The sequence below is a fragment of the Methanosarcina sp. genome, assembly GCF_049706645.1.
In the GTDB taxonomy this organism is placed as follows: domain Archaea; phylum Halobacteriota; class Methanosarcinia; order Methanosarcinales; family Methanosarcinaceae; genus Methanosarcina.
Genome location: NZ_JBNAKP010000020.1, coordinates 22,467 through 43,114 on the forward strand (window position 1 = coordinate 22,467; position 20,648 = coordinate 43,114).

17 protein-coding genes and 2 tRNA genes are annotated in these 20,648 nt (G+C 44.7%); 7 read left to right on the forward strand and 12 right to left on the reverse strand.

Going from position 1 to position 20,648, the window contains the following annotated elements; genetic code table 11:
- The first annotated feature begins 47 nt into the window (after positions 1–47).
- The 3 genes from ACPK8D_RS08325 (at position 48) to ACPK8D_RS08335 (ending at position 1,448) form a co-directional block, all read left to right on the forward strand.
- A tRNA-Ser gene (locus tag ACPK8D_RS08325) sits at positions 48–131 on the forward strand.
- Positions 132–215: 84 nt separating this feature from the next.
- Positions 216–407 (forward strand) — tRNA-Trp (locus ACPK8D_RS08330).
- Between the two features lie 276 nt (positions 408–683).
- Positions 684–1,448 (forward strand): hypothetical protein, encoded by a 765-nt coding sequence (locus ACPK8D_RS08335; protein WP_424717387.1) that lies wholly within the window; start codon positions 684–686, stop codon positions 1,446–1,448.
- A gap of 151 nt (positions 1,449–1,599) precedes the next feature.
- On the opposite strand, the gene ACPK8D_RS08340 is transcribed toward ACPK8D_RS08335, so the two are convergent.
- From ACPK8D_RS08340 to groES, 6 genes are all read right to left on the reverse strand, one after another.
- Positions 1,600–2,784: a pyridoxal phosphate-dependent aminotransferase gene (locus ACPK8D_RS08340; RefSeq protein ID WP_424717388.1), complete on the reverse strand. Its 1,185-nt coding sequence runs from the start codon at positions 2,782–2,784 to the stop codon at positions 1,600–1,602.
- Positions 2,785–3,035: 251 nt separating this feature from the next.
- Positions 3,036–3,719 (reverse strand): hypothetical protein, encoded by a 684-nt coding sequence (locus ACPK8D_RS08345; RefSeq protein WP_424717389.1) that lies wholly within the window; start codon positions 3,717–3,719, stop codon positions 3,036–3,038.
- Between the two features lie 202 nt (positions 3,720–3,921).
- Positions 3,922–4,632: a queuosine precursor transporter gene (locus ACPK8D_RS08350; protein WP_424717390.1), complete on the reverse strand. Its 711-nt coding sequence runs from the start codon at positions 4,630–4,632 to the stop codon at positions 3,922–3,924.
- Between the two features lie 228 nt (positions 4,633–4,860).
- Positions 4,861–5,688, reverse strand: coding sequence for a hypothetical protein (locus ACPK8D_RS08355; protein WP_424717391.1), 828 nt, complete (start codon positions 5,686–5,688; stop codon positions 4,861–4,863).
- Between the two features lie 254 nt (positions 5,689–5,942).
- Complete coding sequence (gene groL / locus ACPK8D_RS08360; RefSeq protein ID WP_424717392.1) at positions 5,943–7,553, reverse strand: chaperonin GroEL; 1,611 nt, start codon at positions 7,551–7,553, stop codon at positions 5,943–5,945.
- 122 nt (positions 7,554–7,675) lie between these two features.
- The gene (gene groES / locus ACPK8D_RS08365) at positions 7,676–7,954 is read right to left on the reverse strand and encodes a co-chaperone GroES (protein ID WP_424717393.1); all 279 of its coding nucleotides are present in this window, start codon (positions 7,952–7,954) and stop codon (positions 7,676–7,678) included.
- A 237-nt stretch (positions 7,955–8,191) separates the two neighbouring features.
- Here groES and ACPK8D_RS08370 point away from each other — a divergent pair, with 237 nt between their 5' ends.
- Both ACPK8D_RS08370 and ACPK8D_RS08375 read left to right on the forward strand, forming a co-directional pair.
- The gene (locus ACPK8D_RS08370; RefSeq protein ID WP_424717394.1) at positions 8,192–8,599 is read left to right on the forward strand and encodes an ArsR family transcriptional regulator; all 408 of its coding nucleotides are present in this window, start codon (positions 8,192–8,194) and stop codon (positions 8,597–8,599) included.
- 326 nt (positions 8,600–8,925) lie between these two features.
- Positions 8,926–10,065, forward strand: a complete 1,140-nt coding sequence (locus ACPK8D_RS08375) for a DUF362 domain-containing protein (RefSeq protein WP_424717395.1) — start codon at positions 8,926–8,928, stop codon at positions 10,063–10,065.
- 125 nt (positions 10,066–10,190) lie between these two features.
- Here ACPK8D_RS08375 and ACPK8D_RS08380 read toward each other — a convergent pair whose 3' ends face one another.
- The 3 genes from ACPK8D_RS08380 to ACPK8D_RS08390 all read right to left on the reverse strand — a co-directional run bounded on the left by ACPK8D_RS08380 (position 10,191) and on the right by ACPK8D_RS08390 (position 14,064).
- The gene (locus tag ACPK8D_RS08380) at positions 10,191–12,167 is read right to left on the reverse strand and encodes a PRC-barrel domain-containing protein (RefSeq protein WP_424717396.1); all 1,977 of its coding nucleotides are present in this window, start codon (positions 12,165–12,167) and stop codon (positions 10,191–10,193) included.
- A 154-nt stretch (positions 12,168–12,321) separates the two neighbouring features.
- The gene (locus ACPK8D_RS08385; protein ID WP_424717397.1) at positions 12,322–13,116 is read right to left on the reverse strand and encodes a PRC-barrel domain-containing protein; all 795 of its coding nucleotides are present in this window, start codon (positions 13,114–13,116) and stop codon (positions 12,322–12,324) included.
- 150 nt (positions 13,117–13,266) lie between these two features.
- Positions 13,267–14,064 carry a PRC-barrel domain-containing protein gene (locus ACPK8D_RS08390; RefSeq protein WP_424717398.1) on the reverse strand — a complete coding sequence of 266 codons (798 nt, stop codon included), beginning with the start codon at positions 14,062–14,064 and terminating at the stop codon, positions 13,267–13,269.
- A gap of 568 nt (positions 14,065–14,632) precedes the next feature.
- Between ACPK8D_RS08390 and ACPK8D_RS08395 the strand changes: the two genes are divergently transcribed.
- Entirely contained in the window at positions 14,633–14,851 is a 219-nt protein-coding gene (locus tag ACPK8D_RS08395) for a transcriptional regulator (protein ID WP_424717399.1), read from the forward strand.
- Between the two features lie 73 nt (positions 14,852–14,924).
- On the opposite strand, the gene ACPK8D_RS08400 is transcribed toward ACPK8D_RS08395, so the two are convergent.
- The gene (locus ACPK8D_RS08400) at positions 14,925–15,524 is read right to left on the reverse strand and encodes a hypothetical protein (RefSeq protein WP_424717400.1); all 600 of its coding nucleotides are present in this window, start codon (positions 15,522–15,524) and stop codon (positions 14,925–14,927) included.
- A gap of 457 nt (positions 15,525–15,981) precedes the next feature.
- Here ACPK8D_RS08400 and ACPK8D_RS08405 point away from each other — a divergent pair, with 457 nt between their 5' ends.
- On the forward strand, positions 15,982–17,088 hold the full coding sequence (locus ACPK8D_RS08405) for a hypothetical protein (protein WP_424717401.1): 1,107 nt from the start codon (positions 15,982–15,984) through the stop codon (positions 17,086–17,088).
- 69 nt (positions 17,089–17,157) lie between these two features.
- Here ACPK8D_RS08405 and ACPK8D_RS08410 read toward each other — a convergent pair whose 3' ends face one another.
- Both ACPK8D_RS08410 and ACPK8D_RS08415 read right to left on the reverse strand, forming a co-directional pair.
- Positions 17,158–18,471, reverse strand: a complete 1,314-nt coding sequence (locus tag ACPK8D_RS08410) for a cell wall-binding repeat 2 family protein (protein WP_424717402.1) — start codon at positions 18,469–18,471, stop codon at positions 17,158–17,160.
- On the reverse strand, positions 18,468–20,162 hold the full coding sequence (locus ACPK8D_RS08415; protein WP_424717403.1) for a DUF4396 domain-containing protein: 1,695 nt from the start codon (positions 20,160–20,162) through the stop codon (positions 18,468–18,470). The genes ACPK8D_RS08410 and ACPK8D_RS08415 overlap by 4 nt, the downstream gene beginning before the upstream one ends.
- Between the last annotated feature and the right edge of the window lie 486 nt (positions 20,163–20,648).

Below are 20,648 nucleotides of genomic sequence, written 5' to 3' on the forward strand. Positions count from 1 at the left end.
AAAAACGTCGGGCAGCGCCCGAAAATTTTCTCACTTCAAAACAAAATGCCCAGGTAGTCTAGCGGTAAGGCGACGGTCTCGAAAACCGTTTCTTCTTTGGGAGAGCGCAGGTTCGAATCTTGCCCTGGGCGCTTCTCTTTATATTTCAGCATGTAAAACCTCATTCCTGCCGTTAACTATTTAAAATAGAAAAGATATTTGAGTATCCTTGTTAAGGGGCTGTGGCCTAGCCCGGCATGGCGATGGGCTCCAGCGGATAAATGATGAACAACGGGTCTACCGAGTCTTTCCCGACGGGGCAGGACGATGAGGAACCGTTGGAGCACTGATAGATGCTCACCAGAAGACTGTTAAAGCAGTTGTTCGGAGATACCCGTCGATCGTGAGTTCGAATCTCACCAGCCCCACCTTTTTTAATTTAATTTTACTTCTCTATACGTACTCTTTTAACATTTCCTCTCTATATGTTCTATATTTTTTCTAACATTTCGGCTCTGTGCATACTCGTTTAGTGTCTCAATATCAATTGCGTTAGACTCACAAATCTAACTTTTTGATACTTAGAAATGTGGAGAGTTTTAAAAAGTATTACTTTCACGTAACTCCCCCAATAGTTAATAACCTGCAAATCCAATCTTCTTCTACCTGCTCAAATCTGGTCAATAGCAACCGAGGTTCTCATTTTGAGGCGCGAAAAAGAAGAAATAGCCGTTCTTATCAGAGCCACCCCTGAGAAAAGCAAAAAGGATGGGGAAGGGCATGCCGTCGGGGTAATCGGCATTAATAAATATGGAGAACTGCTGAGGCTCTATCCTATGGGATTCAGGTACGGGGAAGGGCTGGTTGATTTCAGGAAGAATGACCTGCTTGAGGTTACGGTTACAAAACCTGAGCATGACATCAGATGGGAGAGCAGGAAAGTACTCAGTCACACGAACCTGGAAAAGCCCCTTAAAGAGAGGGAAATAAAAGAGCTTGTCCTGCCGCTCGTTACGTCTATAGAAAGGCTGAATATCGAAGGAGCGAGCCTTGGAGTGGTAAAGCCGGAAATCATGAACATCGAGATAAGGGTAAACAGCACTGAAGCTTATGACCGGCAGCAGTATTTTAACCTCATGGGAGATTTTCTGGAAAAAGGTGAGAAGACCGCCAGAATGCCTGTCGAAGTTAGATATTTTTTCATGTGTGAGAGAGAAGAGGCGTGCAGGGGGCATAAAATGATCCTGCTCGACTGGGAATTCAATGAAACCGTGCGGAATATCATAAGGGACGAGCAGGAGCCGGCAGCCGTAGAAAGGAAAATAAAAGAGCATTTTTCGGACCTCATGAAACAGAGGGAACTTTACTTTATCATGGGCACTCATTTCACGTACGGAACCTGGATGATAACAGGGCTTTTCTGCCCGGAAAAAAACGGCAGGACCCAGAGCAGCCTTTCCGGATTTTAAGAAGCATCCGGGGAAACAAACTTAAAAATATATAAGCAAAATCTGGAAAACATCGTGAAAAAGAGAAAAAGACCGATCATAAGGTGATCAGAGGGAAAATAAAAGGGAAATAAAAGGAGAAAAAGATAATCGTATTCGACTATAGAAATTCTCATCCTTCAAGTTCTTTCTCCAGAAAAGTTTCCAGCCGGTCCATACCTTCTTTTATATTTTCAATGCTGTTGGCATAGGAGAAACGCAGATAACCTTCGGCTCCGTTCCCGAAATCGATTCCGGGCGTAACTGCAACGCCGGCCTCGTTAAGGATGCGGCGGCTCAGTTCCAGGGAGTCGCTACCGTATTTGCGGGCGTCGGCAAGGACATAAAAAGCTCCCATCGGCTCTTTGCGTACGTCAAGGCCCATTCCCAGGAGCCTTTTCAACATATACTGGCGGCGTGTGTTGTAAGTCTGAACCATCTCGGTAACGTGTTCCTGTGAACCTTTCAGGGCCGCGATTCCTCCCTCCTGGACAAAGGAGTTGGCGCAGATGAAAAAGTTCTGGTGGATTTTCTGGATTGCACGGACACATTCAGGAGGGCAGATAATATAACCGAGCCTCCAGCCGGTCATTGCATATAGTTTGGAAAAGCCGTTAAGGACAAAAGCATTTTTCGTATATTCCAGAATAGTGTGGTCAGCGCCGCCATAGATCAGGCCCTGATAGATCTCGTCTGAAACAATAGGAATTCCTTTTTCATCTGCGATCTCGGCAAGCCCCTGCAGACTTTCCGGAGACATAACATGCCCGCCAGGGTTTGAAGGGCTGTTTATCAGGATGGCTTTAGTATTCGGGCTCAGGCACTGCCTTACTGTTTCCGGTTCAAGGGCAAATCCGTTTGTCTCGCTCGTGTAAACAAAAACAGGAGTCCCACCAAGGTATTTCACGAAATTCGGATAGCAGGCATAATGAGGGTTCGACATTATTACTTCATCCATTTTCTCGAGCAGCGCCATGAAAACCATCAGGAGAGCCGGGCTTGTACCCGAAGTTACAATGACCTGATCCGGGTTCAGGTTGACTCCGAACTTCAGGTGGTAAGACTCAACTATCGCCTCTCTGAGCGAAAGAAGTCCCTGGCTGTGAGTGTATTTCGTAGCCCCCCGGCCAATAGCAGCACAGGCGGCCTCACATATATGCGGAGCTGTAGGAAAATCAGGCTCTCCGACCTCGAGATGGATTATGTGTCTTCCCTCAGCTTCCAGAGCCTGGGCACTTTCCAGCACTTCCATCACATAGAAAGGAGGGATATCTTCAGATTTTTTTGATAAGATGCATTCGGAGTTTATCGAAAACATAAAAGACCTTCTGAAAATCAATTATTGTGAAAGGGGCTGAGGTAAAAGCAAGTAACACCGCTGAAGCTATACCTGAAACTGCGTATGCTTTCAAGATTTAAATATTCTGTGGGAAAAAACCGAATCAGAATTGAGAGAACAAAAGGAAAAAGATAAACTTCTGAGAAGACGCAACGGAAAAAAAAGTTAATTTTTAAGAAGATAGAAAGAAAAAATTAATTCCTGGTGTCAAACCGGTTTTATAAGGTAGCTTAATTTTTTGGCATGATTTTTTCCAGAGCCTCTACATCCGGGCTGTCCCATCCCTGACTTTCAAGCATTTTTGCAAAATCTCGCTGGAAAGCCTGGAATTTTTCAACATTTTCGGGAATAATATTAAGGAAGTCATAGTCCCCATATGCACCTGTAAAGAAGGAAGAAACCGTTTCCTCATACTTTTCCTCGATTCTTTGTGGATACCAGAACCCGTTCTGTGAGAGCAAAACAAGGTTCGGATCAGGAATCGGTACATCCTCCGAGTAAGTATAAAATCCTATGAAAATTTCTTCCCCGTACTTTGCAAGAACCAGTTTCTTCTCAAACCCGGATTTCTGGAGCTTAACGAACCACTCCCCCTTTAAAAGATCAGCAACTTCATTAATAACCCCGTGGGCTTTGAGTATCTTTTCTGCCACCTGCTGTATTTCCAGGATGAAAGTTTTGCGCTGTTCCTCAGGCATTTCAAGGCAGGACATACAGCTCTCACCGGCTGGACCGCCAGCATAACGTATCCCCTCTTCATCGGGCTTTTTCGGTTCTTCGGCCCTTCCCTCAGCCTTTCCTTCGTATTCGTTTCCTGCACCCTGCTGAATATTGGGAACAGCTTGCCACACCTTATTTTCAGGATATTCTACCGTAATTTCGCACCCCCTATGTATATAGGTCGGAACACCCATAAATATTAGGTACCAAAAGCCTTTTCACAAGCCTTTTCAAAAAAATGCTTGATCGAAAACCCCGGACAGCGGCGTGATCAAACGGCGCAACGGTTGTGATTGAGAAATACTTCTAATCCCCAAACCCTATCCGGCGTGATCAAACGGCGCAACGTTTGCGGCTCAACAGATGAGGCTCAACGGTTTCCGTAGATGTTAGTTATTATGGTTTTTCGGCGTGGTAAGGGGGCGTAACGGTTTCCGGGCTGGCTTCACGCTTTTTCCCGGAGTGGGAAACGCTGTTCTCGTTTTTGGAGTTAAGCCACCTGACTCCAAGGTACACAAAGGGAGTATCAAGAAGGGCAAAAACGATTTTAAGAGCCCAGAGCGGCAGAACCAGCTTGAAGACTGCGACCACATCCAGATCCGGAGTCAGCCTGTAGAAAGCGAGAAACATAAACACAGTTGAATCAATTAACTGGGAAACGATCGTTGAAAGGTTGTTCCTGAGCCAGAGGTGCCTGCCGTTTGTCTTTTGCTTCCAGAAATTGAAGGCCCAGATATCATGGTGCTGGCTTATAAGAAAAGCTGTCATACTTGCCAAAATCATGCGCAGCGAATTTGAAAAAACCCCGATATATGCTTCATTATCGTAATATATAGAGGCAGGGGGGACACCTATACTAAAAGAAACAAAAAGGAACGCAACACAGAGGGACAGGAAACCGGCATGCACAAAAATACTGGTAGCCTCCTTTCCCTTAACCTCTTCTACTATATCCGTAATCAGGAAAGTCAGGGGATACCCTAGAAGGCCTACTGAGGTTACGATGCCGAAGATTTCAATCAGCTTATTTCCCAGGAGGTTCCCGAGAAGCAGGCAGCTGATGAAAATCGTGAGTAAAATCTGTAATTTGTAATCCGTGGATTTCATGGATTCTCAGGATTTGGCTTGGGTTAGGGGTTGAACGGCTATCTTTTAAATGAAATTTGGGTCTTTTTAATTGATTTTTATTTGAATTTATTTTTTAGTTGAACTTTTTTAATTGAATTTTCTAGTTGAACCTTTTTATATAAGCTTCTTAATTTAGTTTTTTACCAGTGGCTCAGAAAGTTCTCAGGGAGATTTATAAAGGTAAGGAAATCCCATGAGACGGAAAGATTATCTGAAACGTTCAGCTCTTCTGAGGAGATTTTGAGGGGACCGATCCACTTCGTCGCAAATAATCCTGTGGCGAACCTGGCCCGGAAGAATGGAGCAGGTCTGATTGTCCGTACCCCGAAGCCCCCAGGTTTCGTCCGTTAGCAGGAAGTATGAGTTTTCAAGCCTGACACCTTTTGCTTCCAGAGATGAGAGTACCAGTGGATCGGACAGGTCTGTCCTTATTTCCTCTGCAACTTTTACCTGGGTGCCAGGGCCTCCTTTTTTTATAAGGTAAAGCCGATCATCCGAAAGGATTCTGTCCATTGTACGGATGATCAGCCTGTAACAGGTTTTTTTATTCGTAGATTTTTCTTCGACTTTCTCCAGATAAAGGATGTCGCGCCCGTTTCGGGCAATATCGGAAAGAATATCTTCCCTGCGGGAAAAAGACTCTACTTCACAGGTTGGAATACTCAGGAAAAATACCGGAAACTTTTTAGACAAACTGTCCGCAATTGCCTGATTTACCTTTTCGCGTGGAATATACTCAAAATTAATGACGAGCCCGGACAGTTTCTTTTCGATTTCCGGCCTTTCCTTCTGGAAAACTTTTACGGCTTCAGTAGAATCATTATAAATGGTAATATCCCGATCATCTTTGGAAAAAATTCTGGCCAGGGTTACAGCGAAGTTGAGAGCTGCAAGTTCACAGTCAAGATTATTTTTAGGGACATCCGGAACCTTTGTTGTAGACTGGTGGATCTGTTCACCGTTCCGGAGCACGGTACAGCCAATATAAGAGTCCTCACCTTCATTGAAGGAAGAATCACAGTAAACTTCAAACATGTTTTTTTCACCTTCTAGGCAGAAAGATTCGATCGCGAACCGGGCTAAGATGTACAGGCCAAACTTATACAGTTACCCGATAATGCCGTGAATTAATTATGACTATTGATAAAGTATGATATTAGAAATATATTACGTAGTCATAAAATAAAAATAGTTGAGGCAAAAAAAGAAGATAAGCTGGAGAAAACATGAAAACGAAAAAAGGAAAAAAGGTAGAGAAAAGCAAAAGGAAAAAAAGGAAAAAATTAAAATCAAATAATAATTGCAGCTGTCCTTTCATCCTTTTCTTCATCAAAATCCGTTACAAGAGCTTCGGTTGTGAGCACCATTCCTGCAATTGAGGCAGCGTTCTGGAGGCCGCTTCTTACTACTTTTGTGGGGTCGATAACACCTGCTTCGAAAAGGTCTTCAAAGATGTCTTTCTTTGCGTTGTACCCGAAGAGTTCGCTGGATTCAGCCCTGATGGTTGCAACGACTTCAGCGCCTTCCCGGCCTGCGTTTGTAGCGATCTGGCGTACCGGTTCCTCGATAGCTCTCTGGACTATCTTTACACCTACCTCCCTGTCGCCTTCAAGTTTCAGGGAATCCAGAGTGGCAGCTGCACGGAAAAGGCTTATTCCGCCCCCGGTAACCACTCCTTCTTCAACTGCAGCTTTTGTGGCATTGAGAGCATCGTCAATTCTCATCTTTTTCTCTTTCAGCTCGGTTTCGGTTGCAGCTCCCACTTTGATTACTGCAACCCCGCCTCCCAATTTTGCCTGGCGCTTTTTGAGTTCGGTCTTCCTGTAATCCGCATCTGCAATGTTAACCTGGGCTTCGATGAGTTTGACCCTTTCATTAATCTTTGCTTTATCACCCCTGCCTTCCACAATAATGGTCTTATGGTTGTCAACAGTGACTTTCCTGGCACTTCCGAGCATATAATCATCGAATTCCTCAAGCTTCATGCCTTTTTCTTCGCTGATTACCTGCCCGCCGGTCAGCACGGCAATATCCTCAAGCATCTCCTTCCTATCATTTCCAAATCCGGGAGCTTTGACAGCACAGACCCTCAGTGCTCCGCGAATGATATTCAGGATCAGGGCGGCCTGGGCATCCCCATCGACATCGTCGGCAATAATAAGAAGGGAACGGCCTTCAGAGGCAACCTTTTCAAGCACGGGGACGATCTGCTTCATACTGTTGATTTTCTTGTCCGTAATCAGGACATAAGGATCATCAAATTCGCAGACCATTTTCTCGGTATCGGTTGCCATATAAGGTGAAACAAAACCCCTGTCGAACTGCATGCCTTCCACAACATCCAGGCTGGTCTCCATTGTTTTGGAGTCCTCAACCGTGATTACCCCGTTATAGCCAACTCTTTCCATGGCATCGGCGATCAAATTGCCTATCTCATCATCGTTATTTGCAGAAATAGTAGCTACCTGTACGACTTTTTCCTTGCCTTTTACTTCAACGCTCTTTCTCTTGAGATAGCCTACAACCTTTTCTGTTGCAATCTCGATGCCTTTCTTGACATCTATCGGGTTTGCCCCGGCACTGATATTTTTCAGGCCTTCCCGAATCATGCTCTGAGCAAGAAGAGTTGCAGTAGTTGTTCCATCTCCGGTATTGTCCTGGGTTTTGGAAGCAACCTCTTTGACAAGTTTAGCCCCCATGTTCTCGAACTTATCGTGAAGTTCGATTTCCTTTGCAATGGTTACACCGTCGTTTGTTACCACGGGTTTTGTACTTTTGTCCAGCACCACATAACGTCCTTTTGGCCCGAGAGTGATCTTGACGGTATTTGCAACTTTGTCCACACCGTTTAAGAGTGCCTTTCTTGCACTTTCGTCAAACATTATCTGCTTTGAAGCCATCCGTATTCACCTGGATTAAAATCAAATCTTTTCCTGAATTAAATCTGAATATACCCTTATTTCCGGGTTTAAACTCAAATATACCCTTACACTGTGTTCATCAGAATCGGCCTTATTCGATGTTATTCTTCCGCAACTGTTGCCAGGATATCCTTGAAGTCGACAAAAAGGTATTTTTCGTCATCAATTTCTATTTCATCTGACTGATATCCCCCGTAAATAACACGGTCACCTTTCTTCAGGGGAAGCTCCCTTCCATCTTCAAAAGTCCCCACCGCAATAACAATTCCTTCCTTTTTCTCCTGCCGTGCAGGCTCCGGGATATAGATCCCGCCTTTTGTCACTTCTTCTTTCTTCTGGTGCTTGAGCAAGACTCGTTCGCCAATAGGTCTGATAATCACTCTGTTGTTCCTCCTTATGCGTAAGTGACCCCATATTAGCTGAACATTAACTGGTAGCTATGAGTCAGTATGGGATTGGTCAATGTGTTGAGCGCTCGTACGCTCGACTATCTGCATATAATGCGAAACTCATATTTAAAAATTGCCGGAAAAATAAATACGATTCCCAAAAAGTAGAAATGAAATCGATAAAATCTAAAGAAACTATATATATTAGATATTGTAAAATATACACTGATGGTTCAACAGATAATCCTCAGACACCTTGAAAAACCGCATATCAAAAGTCTGGAAGAGGATCTTCTATGGTTATGCAATAGCTTCGGCTTTTCTTCGGGCAGGGACACGGAAAATACCTCGACCAGGATAATTTTTAGCCTGCTCGATAAACTCTCAAATGATGAAATAACTTCCTCAGAAGCCCTTGCTGAAGACCTTGAAATAAAAATATCAAGAGTAAACCATCATCTAAGAAATCTTAACGATTCAGGCCTCCTTTACAGAAAAAAACGCCTGATATACCTGCGCGGAGGCAGCCTGAAAGCTGCAGTAAAAGAAATGCGAAAGGACTCGGAAAGAATTTTCGATGAGCTTGAAAGCATAGCTGAAGAAATAGATTCCAGAATAGGGATCAAAAACCGATAAAGAATCAAGACAAAGCCGATAAAAAGTTAAGATAAAACTTGTGAGAATTAAGATAAAGTCGGCAAGAAATTAAGTAAAATTGGTAAGAAGTTAGCAAAATTGATAAAAGGTAAAAATAAGAGTTTGAGAAGAAAGTCAATTACTTTGAACCAAGTTGATCACTTAGACCTTACTTTGACCTTACTTTGAACCTTACTTTGAACCTTACTTTGAACCTTACTTTGAACCTTACTTTGAACCTTACTTTGAACCTTACTTTGAACCTTACTTTGACCTTACTTTGAACCGGAAAGAAATTCAATAATAAACTCGTTTATTTTCCAGCCGTGAATCGAGTATCCATAGTCCGCTGCCCTGATTATTCTGACACAAAAAGAGCGATAGCAGAAGCTCTGGAACTTATCGGAGGGCTTGAGAATATAATCCATCCGGGCGACAGCGTGCTTCTGAAGCCAAATATTCTTGCAGCCAGTCTTCCGGAAAGTGCGGTAACCACTCATCCTTCAGTTGTAGCGTCCATGTGCGAGTTCGTGCTCCAGGCCGGAGGGAAACCCGTAGTAGGGGACGGAGCTGGAATCTCAAGGCAGGGAGCCACCGCAAAAGCCCTGAAAGCCTCAGGCATAGAAGAAGCTGCCCGAAAAGCCGGAGCAAAGGTAGTAAATTTCGAAACCGCAGGCTTTACCCTGGTAGATGTGCCTGATCCCCTGCAGTTTCGTAAACTATACATTGCAAATCCTGTCCTTGAAGCCGATGTTGTAATATCCCTTCCGAAATTAAAAACCCACGAGCTTACCTATTACACAGGTGCGGTCAAGAACTTTTTTGGGACTCTTCCTCTGAAGTGCCGAAAACAGGCACATCTTCTTGGAAAAAGAGACCTTTTTGGCGAAGCCGTTGCCGACGTTTACTCGGTTGTCAGGCCCGGTTTTGCAGTCATGGACGGAATTATCGGCATGGAAGGGAACGGTCCCTCTCACGGGAAACCCGTAAACTCCGGGGTAATTCTGGCAAGCCAGGATTGTGTTTCCCTGGATATTGTCGCTGCGGAAATGATAGGATTTGAACCCCTCAAAATTCCCACGACTGCAGGAGCTATAAAAAAGGGTTTTGGAAACCAGTGTCCTGTTGTGGTCGGAACTCCATTAAAAGAAGTCAAAATGAAATTCAAACCATCCAGTGGAGGAGTCAGCACAGCACCCTCCTTTCTTACTCGCAACCTGGGCAAATATTATAAGATCTATCCCAGAATCAACAGGAGAAAATGCACTCACTGCGGAGCTTGTTATTTAAATTGTTCTCCCCATGCCATAGAACGGCTCGAGGACGGGAGTTTCAGGATCAATCAGGAGAAGTGCATTTTATGTTATTGCTGTCGCGAACTGTGCCCCAGTAACGCGGTAGAAATTAAAAAATCGCTGCTTGCAAGACTCTTGACAGAAAAAGAGAATCTAATTCGTAAAACGTGACAATAAATAAGAAAAAATGTAAACCGAAAACAATGTACTATAAACCCACTTAGTCCTGGCTTACACTTTTACCCTAAATCCAATTTATTCCGGGGAGGCATGCAAAATGTCTCCCTTACTGGCTATCACTTGTATTTGTGCTCCCGCCTCTCTGCTATCACTTTTTCTTTTTCCAGCCGTTCCCGTCTTTCTTTATCACTTTCTGTCTTTTCCATACTTTCTATCCGTTCTTTTTCCTGCCGGGCCATTACTTCCTCTGCCGTATCCAGTTGCCCTCTTTTCTCAGTGCGAGTCGTCCTCTGTGGTTCGGTCTCTCTGGATACTCCTGCTGCCACTCCTCTCTGCCAGTAAGGCTGGTATCCGTAGTAAGTGTAGTTGCCGGAAAGCTCCTCGCGAGTTAAAGGCCAGTTGTCCTTATCAAAGCCCTCTGCCCTTTCCAGAACGTCCCTGGAAATATCAAGGACAAAGGCGTGCTCTTGCGGCCTTGGCGAAAGAGCCTGCCAGGGAATAGCAAACCGTTTATCGGCCATACCCAGGAATCCACCAAAAGACATTATGGCATATGCTACTCTACCGTCTTCGAGATCAATCATTAATTCTTCAATTCTTCCAAGGTCTTCTCCCGCAGTATTGATGACCCTATCCGTTTTTATCGTGCTTGCCGACAAAAAGTCCGGCATCGCTCTTTCCAACCCGGTTTCTACCCGCGTCGGTACTTCCATCCGCTCTTTTTCCAGCTGGGCAAGCCTTTCTCTCTGTGTACTTGCCAACCTTTCTGCCTCTATTCTTTCTTGTTCCAATCTGGCTAGAGTCTCCTTTTCAACCCCTGCCTGTCTTTGTGCCTCAGTACACGCTCTTTCCAGTTCAGATAGTTTTTCTTTATGGGTTTGTTCATGAGTCTGTACTATCATCAGTTCTTCTTCGAGCCTGGCTACTTTTTCTGTCTCTTCCTTCCTTCTTGCTTCCTGCAGCTCTTTTTCCAGCTGTAGCAGTCTTTCTCTCTCGGTCTGTGCCTGCCTTTCTGCTTCTATCCGTTCTCTTTCCAGCTGTGCCAGCCTATCTCTCTCAGCTTCCGCTTTCTTCTGTGCTTCCATCCGCTGTTTTTCTAGCTGCGAGATTTTCTCTTCCTGTGTTCCTTTTAAGCCTTCAAGCCTTTCTATTTCCTGCCGACCCCTTATCTCTTCTCCTGTTTCTGTTGGGATAACTCTTTCTTCTACTACTTCCGTCGGCTCCCGTGGCTCCCTTTCCATCCGTGCCATCCTTTCTGCTTCTGTCCCTCTGGACACTCCTGCTGCTGCAGCCCCTGCTACTGCTCCTGTCAGCCAGTAAGGCTCGTATCCATAGTAGGAGTAGGTCCTGGAGAGTTCTTCACGAGTTAAAGGCCAGTTATCCTTGTCAAAGCCCTCAGCCTTATCGAGAGTCTCTTTAGAAACATTAAGAGCGAAGGCGTGCTCATGCACTCTCAGTGTAAGAGCATCCCAGGGAATAGCAAACAATTTACTGCCTATACCCAGGAATCCGCCGTGTGAGATTGCGACATATCCTACTTTTCCGTTCTGGAGATCAATCATAAACTCTTCAATCTTCCCAATTTCATCTCCAGTCGTACTGACGACCTTATCCCCTTTTATCGTGCCTGCTGACAAGAAATCCGGATTCTCCCTCTCTCCCGATGTTCTTCTTCCTGTCGTCCGGGCCATCCTCTGTGACTCGGCTTCTTCAGGCATTCTTGCTGCCACTCCCGTCTGCCAGTAGGGCTGGTATCCATAGTAGCTGTATACCGTAGAAAGCCACTCACGGGAAGTTATAGGCCAGTTATCCTTATCAAAACCCTCGGCTTTCTCAAGAGTTTCTTTAGGAACATCAAGGACAAAAGCATGGTCGTGAAGTTTCAATCCGAAAGCCTGCCAGGGAATAGCAAAAAATTTGTCGCCCATACCCAGAAATCCGCCAAAAGACATTACGGCATACGCTAGCCTTCCATCACGAAGGTCAATCATTAACTCTTCAATCTTTCCGAGGTCGTCTCCAGCTGCGTTGACGACCTTATCCCCTTTTAACGTGCTTGCTGACAAAAAGTCTGGATTATTTCTATCTGCCATAATTCCAACTCCCTAAATTTGCAATTATTTATTTAGATGCCTGTATTCCAGGTAGAACTTCTAATATTTCCCCCGATAAGTTTATTCCAGCACCCGATCTGACAGTGATACCTGTTCTGTTTGCCCGATTAAGGCTCAGATATCGACGACAACTTTATAGCCTCGGTGTTTGCCAGTAAGGCTCGTATCCATAGTAGCTATATACAGCGGAAAGCCACTCACGGGTAGTTGCAGGCCGGTTATCTTTGTCAAAGCCTTCTGCTTTTTCAATAGTCCATTTAGGAATGTTAAGTAAGAAGGCATGCTCGTGAAATTTTACTTGAAGAGCCTGCCAGGGGATAGCAAAGAATTGGCCGCCTATAACTGGGAGCTCGCCAAAAGAAAGTAAGGCATATGCCACTCTTCCAGCCTGGAGGTCAATTATTAACTCCTCAATCTTCCCAATATCCTCTCCAGCAATACTGACGACCTTTTCCCCTTCTATCGTGTCTGCTGGCAAAAAATCAGGATATTTTCTACCTGATGTTCTTCCCAGTCGGGACATTCTTTCAGATTCAGTCTCTCCGGGCAATCCGGTTTGTTCTGCCATTACGGTTTGCCAGTAAGGCCGGTGTCCATAGTAAGTGTAGTTGCCGGAAAGCTCCTCGCGAGTTAAAGGCCACCTGTCCTTTTCAAAACCTTCTGCTTTTTCCAGAACCTCCCTGGAGATGTCAAGAACGAAAGTGTGCTCTTGCGGCCTTGGCGTAAGAACCTGCCAGGGAATAGCAAATAGCTTATCTCCCTTATACAGGATTCCACCAAAAGACAACACGGCATACGCTACTCTTCCTTCTGCAAGATCAATCATTAATTTTTCAATCTTCCCGATATCCTCTCCGGCCTTATTGACAACCTTATTCCCTTTTAGCGTACCTGCTGACAAAAAATCCGGATTGTCTCTACCTGCCATTATCTTCTAGCTCCTCCAAACGCAGGAGACACGTGTTTTAAAGCCTGCACTCCCAGGCATAACTTTCAAAATCTCTCCCCCGATTAAGTTAGTTCCAACCTCCCTATTTGCCAGTAATTGATACCCGCGTCTGTCTGAATGACTAAGGGTTCAGATATTGCCCGGTCGACTTTCTATACTCTTTGTCTGCCAGTAAGGCTGGTATCCATAATAGCTGTACATAGTAGCAAGCCATTCGCGGTTGGTTACAGGCCAGTGGTCCTTATCAAAACCTTCTGCTTTTTCCAGTACATCCTTGGGAACATCAAGTAAGAAAGCGTGATCGTGCAGCCGTAATGAAAGAGCCTGCCAGGGGATAGCAAAGAATTTGCCGCCCATGCCCAGGAATCCCCCAAAAGACAGTACGGCATATGCTACTCTTCCGTCCTGAAGGTCAACCATTAGTTCTTCAATCTTCCCAAGATCTTCTCCGGCTCGGTTAACAACCTTATCTTTTTTTATCGTGCTTGCTGACAAAAAATCCGGGTTATCCCTACCTGCCATAGTTTCTGTCCGGGCCATCCTTTCCGATTCGGTTTCTCCCGCCATTGCTATCTGCCAGTAAGGCTGGTACCCGTAGTAGGTATAGGTTCTGGAGAGTTCCTGACGATTTAAAGGCCATCTGTCCTTTTCAAAACCTTCTGCCTTTTCCAGAGTTTCTTTAGGAATGTCAAGTAAGAAGGCGTGCTCGTGCGGTCTCAGTGTAAGAGCCTGCCAGGGAATAGCAAAGTATTTGCCGCCCAGACCCAGGAATCCCCCAAAAGACAGTACGGCATATGCTACTCTTCCGTCCTGAAGGTCAACCATTAATTCTTCAATCTTCCCAAGATCCTCTCCTGCCCTGTTGACGATCTTATCCCCTTTTATCGTGCCTGCTGACAAAAAATCCGGATTATCCCTATCTGCCATAGTTCAACTCCCTAAATTTCAGGAGACATCCGTTTCAAAGCCTGCGCCCCCAGACACAGCTCCAAAACCTCTCCTCTAATTAATATTATTTTTTTGATGTTACTTAAAACTACCGGAATCACTAAAAGTAATATTTTATGTTATTAAGTAGAAATTTATAGATAAATATTATAAAGAGAGGACAAAAAAGGAAGGTTTTTTTGCAAAAGTTTTTCTTTGTATTCCGGGATATAAAGCTGGCAAATAGCCTGAAACTCCCGAGAAGATATCCTCCGGAGCCAAAAGGTATTGCTGAGACTGATGACTAAAAAAAAGAAACTTGTAGAGAAAGATTTTTAATTAGTTTTGAGAATCGAATTTTTGCAGCACTGTAAAGCTCTTTTAAAAGATTTTAAGAATACAAATCCGAAAGCCTGTATCTGCTGAAAGAAAAGAAAAACCGGCAATTAAGTTATAATCTTTTCCTTTTTATCTTTTTGAAAGCTCTTTTAACCCAGAAAGCCGAAAGTATATATCAAAAGGATTTTTCAGACAATATTTCGATAATCTTACCTTCGAAGGTGATAAGATGCTCCATACCTATATAGACACCGAATATGCTCCGGAAAAGTGCTCTCTTTGTAATGGGACCGGACATGCTAATGGCGGAATTTGTGAGGTTTGCGGGGGACAGGGGGATGTACTCGTTGCCCAGCCTGCAATAGCGTGTCCTCTCTGTAACGGGTCCGGAAGTCTTGAAATTGGAACATGCAGGGCATGTGGAGGAAGCGGCTGGGTCCTTTTGTGAAAAAAGGTTTTTTTAGAACCTCAGGATTCAAAAGAAAGATTTATAGGGAATCTCTGAATTATCCGGAAACCTATCAGCTTTGTCTTGCCCGGAATTCCGCCTTTTTTTCTTCAGGCAGGCATTCAAAACAGGTTTCATAGTTTACGGACTTGTATTTATTCCTGCATTCAGGGCAGAGATTCATACCCCTGAGACTTGCAAAATGGCAGCGTTTGCAGAGTACGACTGCATTTGTCAGAGACTCGCATTCTTCCTCTGCTTTTTTAACTTCTTCCTCAATCAATGCTTTAATCCCAGTTTCTTCAAGCCATTCATGATAGAGCTTTTTGAAGTTGCCTTCTCCCGAGTCTTCAAGAAGAAACTCAATAAATTGTTCCTCCAGGTCAGTATGGTCAGGTTCGATTTTATGTACAGTTGAGGCTTTGTGCCATGTCGGGTGACTTTTATGGCGGTGTTTTCCGGTTGGGATGCAGTCAAACTTCTGGTACTTCTGTCTGTAAACCTCCCTGAACCTGGCATATGCAGCACTGTAAATCTCGGAGCTGACCTGAGCAGGAGAAAAAGCCCTGGGAATATGAATACACAGGGAACCGGAAGACCCGCACCACGCACAGGTCTTGCCTTTGAGGAATTCGGCCCTTTTCTCTTTCCATTCCTTTGTGTTGCGTTTCATAGAGCTACCTCAAGCAAAATTTATTAAAACGGACATTTTGAGATTAGACATTAAAAGGGAGTTTACAGGATTATCCAAATGCTTACTGGCGGCCTGAAATTAAATAATTATGCCTATGAGAGTAGGAAGATCCAAATGACCCAGGAAGACCCAAATGACCCAGGAAAATCCAGATAACCCAGGAAAATCCAAATAAGTTAGAAGAATTATAAAATAACTGAGAAAGCTTATAAGACGATTTAAAAGTAATACAAAGTAACTGAGGAAGCTTACAAAACAAATTAAAAAGAATTATAAAATGAATTAAAAAAGACCATAAAATAAGTAATATATTGACCAAACAAAAAAAACAAATTGAAGAAAGACACAATAATACAGAAAAGGCTCAGTTCTAATTAAAAGTTCGAAGGCAGTACGCCTTAAAGGGGTAAAGAAGGAGGGGATTTCGATTAATAGAATGATTATCATGCTACTTATAATCCTGTTAACTTTCTCAGCCGGATGTACTGAAGGACAATCAGGAACCTCAGAGGATGCAACAATAACCCACAAAACCTACGGGGGATTTACGGTTCCGGAAATGCAGCTACAGGAGTTGACAGTAAATAGCACGAGTGTCGTGTTTACGACATCGGACATGGAAGGGAGATTCAAGCAAGTATATGAGAAACCTTTCAATGAGACCGATTTCGAAGAGCTTGTTGGCCTGTTTGAGAGAAACGGATTTTTTGAGATGCAGGACCGCTATACTCCACAAGAAGGGCAGCCTGTAGTTACGGATGTCGGGATAGTGGAAATAAGCCTCACTGAGGAAAACCGGGCAAAAACCGTAACTGTGGACCCTTACTATTCAGAATACATGCCTGAAGGACTTCAGGAGATCGATTCGGCACTGCTCGAGCTTCGGGCTTACGCCGTATCCACTTCACCTGAAGAAGCCGAAAAAATAGCCGCTGCCTGGATAGAAAACGCGCCCACATACAGTTTCGATGGCTTTGATCTGAAGCTGGAAGACCATGAGGTTCTGGACGCAATTCCCGAACAGCATTTTCTAACCTATACGTTTACAAGCAGGCACGGGGGCTACGGGAACCGGACAGGCCAGATCGTGACTGAGGCTCTCACTCCCCACAGGATTGAAATCACTATCTCAGACAGGAATATAACATCTGCCATAATCGATGGAGAATGGGACGAATTTGCCCAGAAACCTGTCGAAAAAGCACCTGAGGATTTTGAGAACACTACCTGGACAGAAGGAAATCTTAAGGAAGAAGCCGAAGGAAACCTTACAGAGATAAAATATCGGATACCTGAAGGAAAGACTCCATGGGACCAGTGGTACGAAGAAGGAAACATCCGGTTTATTAAAGCTCCCTCTCAGCCAGAACTGATAATCGCTTATTATGGAACCGTATATAATATAGAAGTATTCGATGTAAAAAGAGTTGAAGGCTGTGACCTTTATTATTCCGGTGACGGTTTTTTTTATACTGCTAAGGTAAGAGAAAACGATTTTGCGAAAATGAAAGATCTTGGATGGACAGCCAAGGGAGAGTATTGAGTCCTTATTAAAGTCACCTTTGAGGGAGAGACTTCAGGGAAAGAAAATTAAAGAGCTCCAGGCAAAGCATCACTGGAACTCTAACCATTTCTTTTCACCGGATAAATTGTCATTATGATTAACCATACCGGCAAAATCGTCGGTCCTGTTTTCCGTGCCTGTCAAACTGCTGCTGTGCCCGCGGTCCGGGGAAGAAACTCTGAGTAACTCATCGAGTTCCCTAACCGTCTCATTGTTTATATCTCTGCCAAGAATCCAGGCAAAATTGAATACCTGCTGGCTGGGATATGTGGGTTCGGGTTTAATAACCTGCAGGTAAGAACGCGCAGCATCCGACAGCTTCCCGCTTGGCTCTGTCAGGATAAGGAAGCCATGTTTTCCCATATGGGACAGTACTCCGCTTGGAACTGTAACCCTCCAGTCTTCAGGGCTTGCCAGAAGAAGGTTATGCCCGGGTTCCGCATAGCCCCATCCGACGCTACGGGACCTGTAGCCAACAAGCCACGAGGTTCTGTGCCCGCTGTCTTTATATCCGGCCCACCTTACTGCCATTTCCTGGGGTGTACTTCCCGGGATGCGCTGGACGTGCCCGTACTGCGAAAGTTCTGCCATTATCTCATCATCGACAACGGAAGAGGGAGCAAATACGTAGATGTAAGGATAATAAGGCCAGCGCCTTTCAAGAATTCTCCTTGTCTCTTCAGGCACCCCTTCCGGGGTTACATAAGCAAAAGCGTCTCCCATGTGGGCATTCCAGTTCGCGGCAGGATATGCATACTCAAGAGCATCGGTAGAAGCTATAAAAACAATCTGCCTGTGGTTTGACTCCAGTACTGAAATGTATTCGTCCAGGACTTCTGTAAACTCAACCGGATTTGATGCATATATTATGCGGGTTTTCAGTTTGAGTTTTTCGACCTCGTCCACTACGCTCCTGTCAATATCCCCGACAATATATACCTGCACGTTATTATCCATCATAACCCCCTCCGGCCCTAACCTTTCGAGCTCTTTCCTAGACTCTTCCGGCAGTACGGTACCGTTATCAGTAACAAAAAGCATAGGCGCATTAACCGGGAAATGCTGCAGACGTGTCGTAGCGAGTGCAGTTGCTGGGTCATCGTCCCTTATAAGGACAACTGCACCGGGCCTATCTTTGTCCTGGGCAGCAGCATAGATTGCCTGAGAGTAAGCAGTAGCAGTCTGAATATGGTTTTCACCGGAAAGCCTGGCAGTACTGCCAGTCAGCTCAAGTAAGTCCTCATTTTGAGTTGTACTTACATCAAGAGGCTTTCCCTGAGGTTCCCATAGTAATACGTATCCAAGAACCAGAAGAATTGCAAAAACAGCAACCGTAAGAAGAGTATACAGAGGCTTTATCACATCTCTCCCTCCTTCCAACCGGCTTTAACCATAAAGTAATTGGGGATAAGGGCAGCAAAAAGGCCTGCAGCCGCAGAAATCCATAAAGGAGTTACCCAGAGCCAGAGGTCTTCCCCGCTCATCCAGCCCCTCCAGTTCATAACATACCATGCAGTGACGAACATCCCTATAGAAGCACTGACCATGGAAAGGACGACTATGGGAAAAGCATGCTTTACTCCTTCCCAGTATTTTTTCTGACGCATATCAGCCATCATCGGTCCCATGTAAAATAAAGAGGAGACGATAATTGCAGGGATAACCATTATCAGCCACATTATAGTTGTCATCGGAGAGCCTAACCAGTACAGCTGGGTAAATTCAAAAGTCCTTAAGAGCGGCAGGCCAGAAAACTGGAACAGGTACATAGAAGCAATCATCAGCGCCATCCCTACTCCAGTGCTCATAATCGTTGCCGATAGAGCCCTTGCCCACGGAGGGCGCTTGAATTTTGTCATCTGTCCCATGGACATCACAGGCCTTTCATGATAAGCCATAAGGAAAGCCAGAATACCTGCAGGCCCGAATACCAGTATTGCCATAGGCCAGTAAATCCGGGGATAAAAAGAGCTGTAAGGCAGGCGTTTCGGCATAATAAAAAGAGCCCAGATAGCTCCGAAGAACCCTATAAAAAACCAGGACCATCCGAGAAGGGCAAGCCCGCTTGCTCCGGCGACCTGGTTCTTAAAGGAACGAACTTCCAGTGCAAGGTCAGCTCTTGCCTGGGCATTATAACTTAAACTCTCCGGATCTCCCACAGCCCTTACATTCATAAAAGGACCATCTGAAGGGAAGGCAAAATAATCAGGAGAAAGCCCCCAGAAATACTGGTCAACATAATCGTTCAGGTCTCCGCTTTGAGTGTAAAGCAATGGCCCGTAATTGCCCTGATAAGCTAGAGGCAGAGCGGCTGCAGCAAACTCCGGGGTCTCAGGGTTTGCCAGTACGAAATTATAGTACGCATCGAAATGGTAATTTTCATCCATACCCCAACCGAAGTTATCCCAGCGACTTCTTGACCACAATAGAGCGTGCCTGTAAATATTGTTGTCTGCTACGCGGTTTACCTCTCCGAAAGCTTCCAGTTCTTCAAGAAACTGCTCTGAAAGGAGCCTTTCCGGGGCAGCCACGAAAATAACCTTTTCCTCTCCGTTTTCGAGTGAATTCTGCAAATTCTGAGGAATGGACCCTTCTTCAGCAGGGACTACAGGAGCTCTGAAATATGCAGCAGTATATGCTGCAGGCAGAGCATAGGCAGGTTCTTCTGCCGAAATAACCACAATGACAGGGCTGTCTCCCAGAAGAGTTAACGATTCCCCAACAAGGGCATCCAGATTTTCCGGGTCGTTCCCTCCGGCACCGTAAACAAGGGTCTGGTTTCTTGCTGCAGCCACGGGTGCCAATACCGCGGCTGCAATCGGGTCAGCAGGAATTTCAAGAGGCTCAGTCGCATACATCTCAAGCATTGAGTCCCCAACCTGATCAGGCGTATCTCCCGGGATTCTCTGTACGTTTTTCATGGTATATCCTATACGGGACTCCTGATCAGATCCGTTTCCATAAGCAGCTGAAAGAATCCAGATATATCCCACAGCACTGAGGATTATTGCAGCAGTCAGGACCGCAATCCCCCATGCAAACCATTTGTTCATGTTTAATCCGGGCCCGGAATTTTTAGCTTCTTCAGCCCGATGGAGCTGATCTGCAGAAGCCAGAGAAGCGATTGTTCCGCCAAGGCTTGCGCCAAATATAGTAAAAAAGATAGTAACCGAACCGTAAGGTGCTGCAAAGAGAGGCTCAAGCCTGGGAATTATAAGGCTCCCGTTTTCTGCAAGATAGCCTATAAGCCCGAAAACAAGCCCTCCAAGAATTGCTCCGATTAGAGTGATAAAAAGAGACTTTGAAGTAAAGATCCTGCTTTTTCCGAGATTTTTTGAATTGTCATTCTTATTGTCATTCTCACCATCATTGTTCTCCTCAGCTATATTGACCCCTCCCCAGAATATAGCTTTCCGTACCTGATGTTGTCAGTGAAAGCATGTCTATAAATAACGATTTATTAATAATTAGATTTAGATATTATAAATACCATAACGCTTTTAAAAAAAGAAAAGATGAGCTATAATGTCAGAAGGATA

Excerpts from the sequence above, each read along its gene's own strand:
- ACPK8D_RS08385 (WP_424717397.1), bottom strand. The coding sequence starts at position 13,116 with ATGGCAGGTAGAGACAATCCGGATTTTTTGTCAGCAGGTACGCTAAAA.
- ACPK8D_RS08355 (WP_424717391.1), bottom strand. The coding sequence starts at position 5,688 with ATGTTTGAAGTTTACTGTGATTCTTCCTTCAATGAAGGTGAGGACTCT.
- ACPK8D_RS08415 (WP_424717403.1), bottom strand. The coding sequence starts at position 20,162 with ATGAACAAATGGTTTGCATGGGGGATTGCGGTCCTGACTGCTGCAATA.
- ACPK8D_RS08370 (WP_424717394.1), top strand. The coding sequence starts at position 8,192 with ATGGTTCAACAGATAATCCTCAGACACCTTGAAAAACCGCATATCAAA.
- ACPK8D_RS08380 (WP_424717396.1), bottom strand. The coding sequence starts at position 12,167 with ATGGCAGATAGAAATAATCCAGACTTTTTGTCAGCAAGCACGTTAAAA.
- ACPK8D_RS08395 (WP_424717399.1), top strand. The coding sequence starts at position 14,633 with ATGCTCCATACCTATATAGACACCGAATATGCTCCGGAAAAGTGCTCT.
- ACPK8D_RS08350 (WP_424717390.1), bottom strand. The coding sequence starts at position 4,632 with ATGAAATCCACGGATTACAAATTACAGATTTTACTCACGATTTTCATC.
- groL (WP_424717392.1), bottom strand. The coding sequence starts at position 7,553 with ATGGCTTCAAAGCAGATAATGTTTGACGAAAGTGCAAGAAAGGCACTC.
- ACPK8D_RS08400 (WP_424717400.1), bottom strand. The coding sequence starts at position 15,524 with ATGAAACGCAACACAAAGGAATGGAAAGAGAAAAGGGCCGAATTCCTC.
- ACPK8D_RS08345 (WP_424717389.1), bottom strand. The coding sequence starts at position 3,719 with ATGGGTGTTCCGACCTATATACATAGGGGGTGCGAAATTACGGTAGAA.
- ACPK8D_RS08405 (WP_424717401.1), top strand. The coding sequence starts at position 15,982 with ATGATTATCATGCTACTTATAATCCTGTTAACTTTCTCAGCCGGATGT.
- ACPK8D_RS08390 (WP_424717398.1), bottom strand. The coding sequence starts at position 14,064 with ATGGCAGATAGGGATAATCCGGATTTTTTGTCAGCAGGCACGATAAAA.
- ACPK8D_RS08340 (WP_424717388.1), bottom strand. The coding sequence starts at position 2,784 with ATGTTTTCGATAAACTCCGAATGCATCTTATCAAAAAAATCTGAAGAT.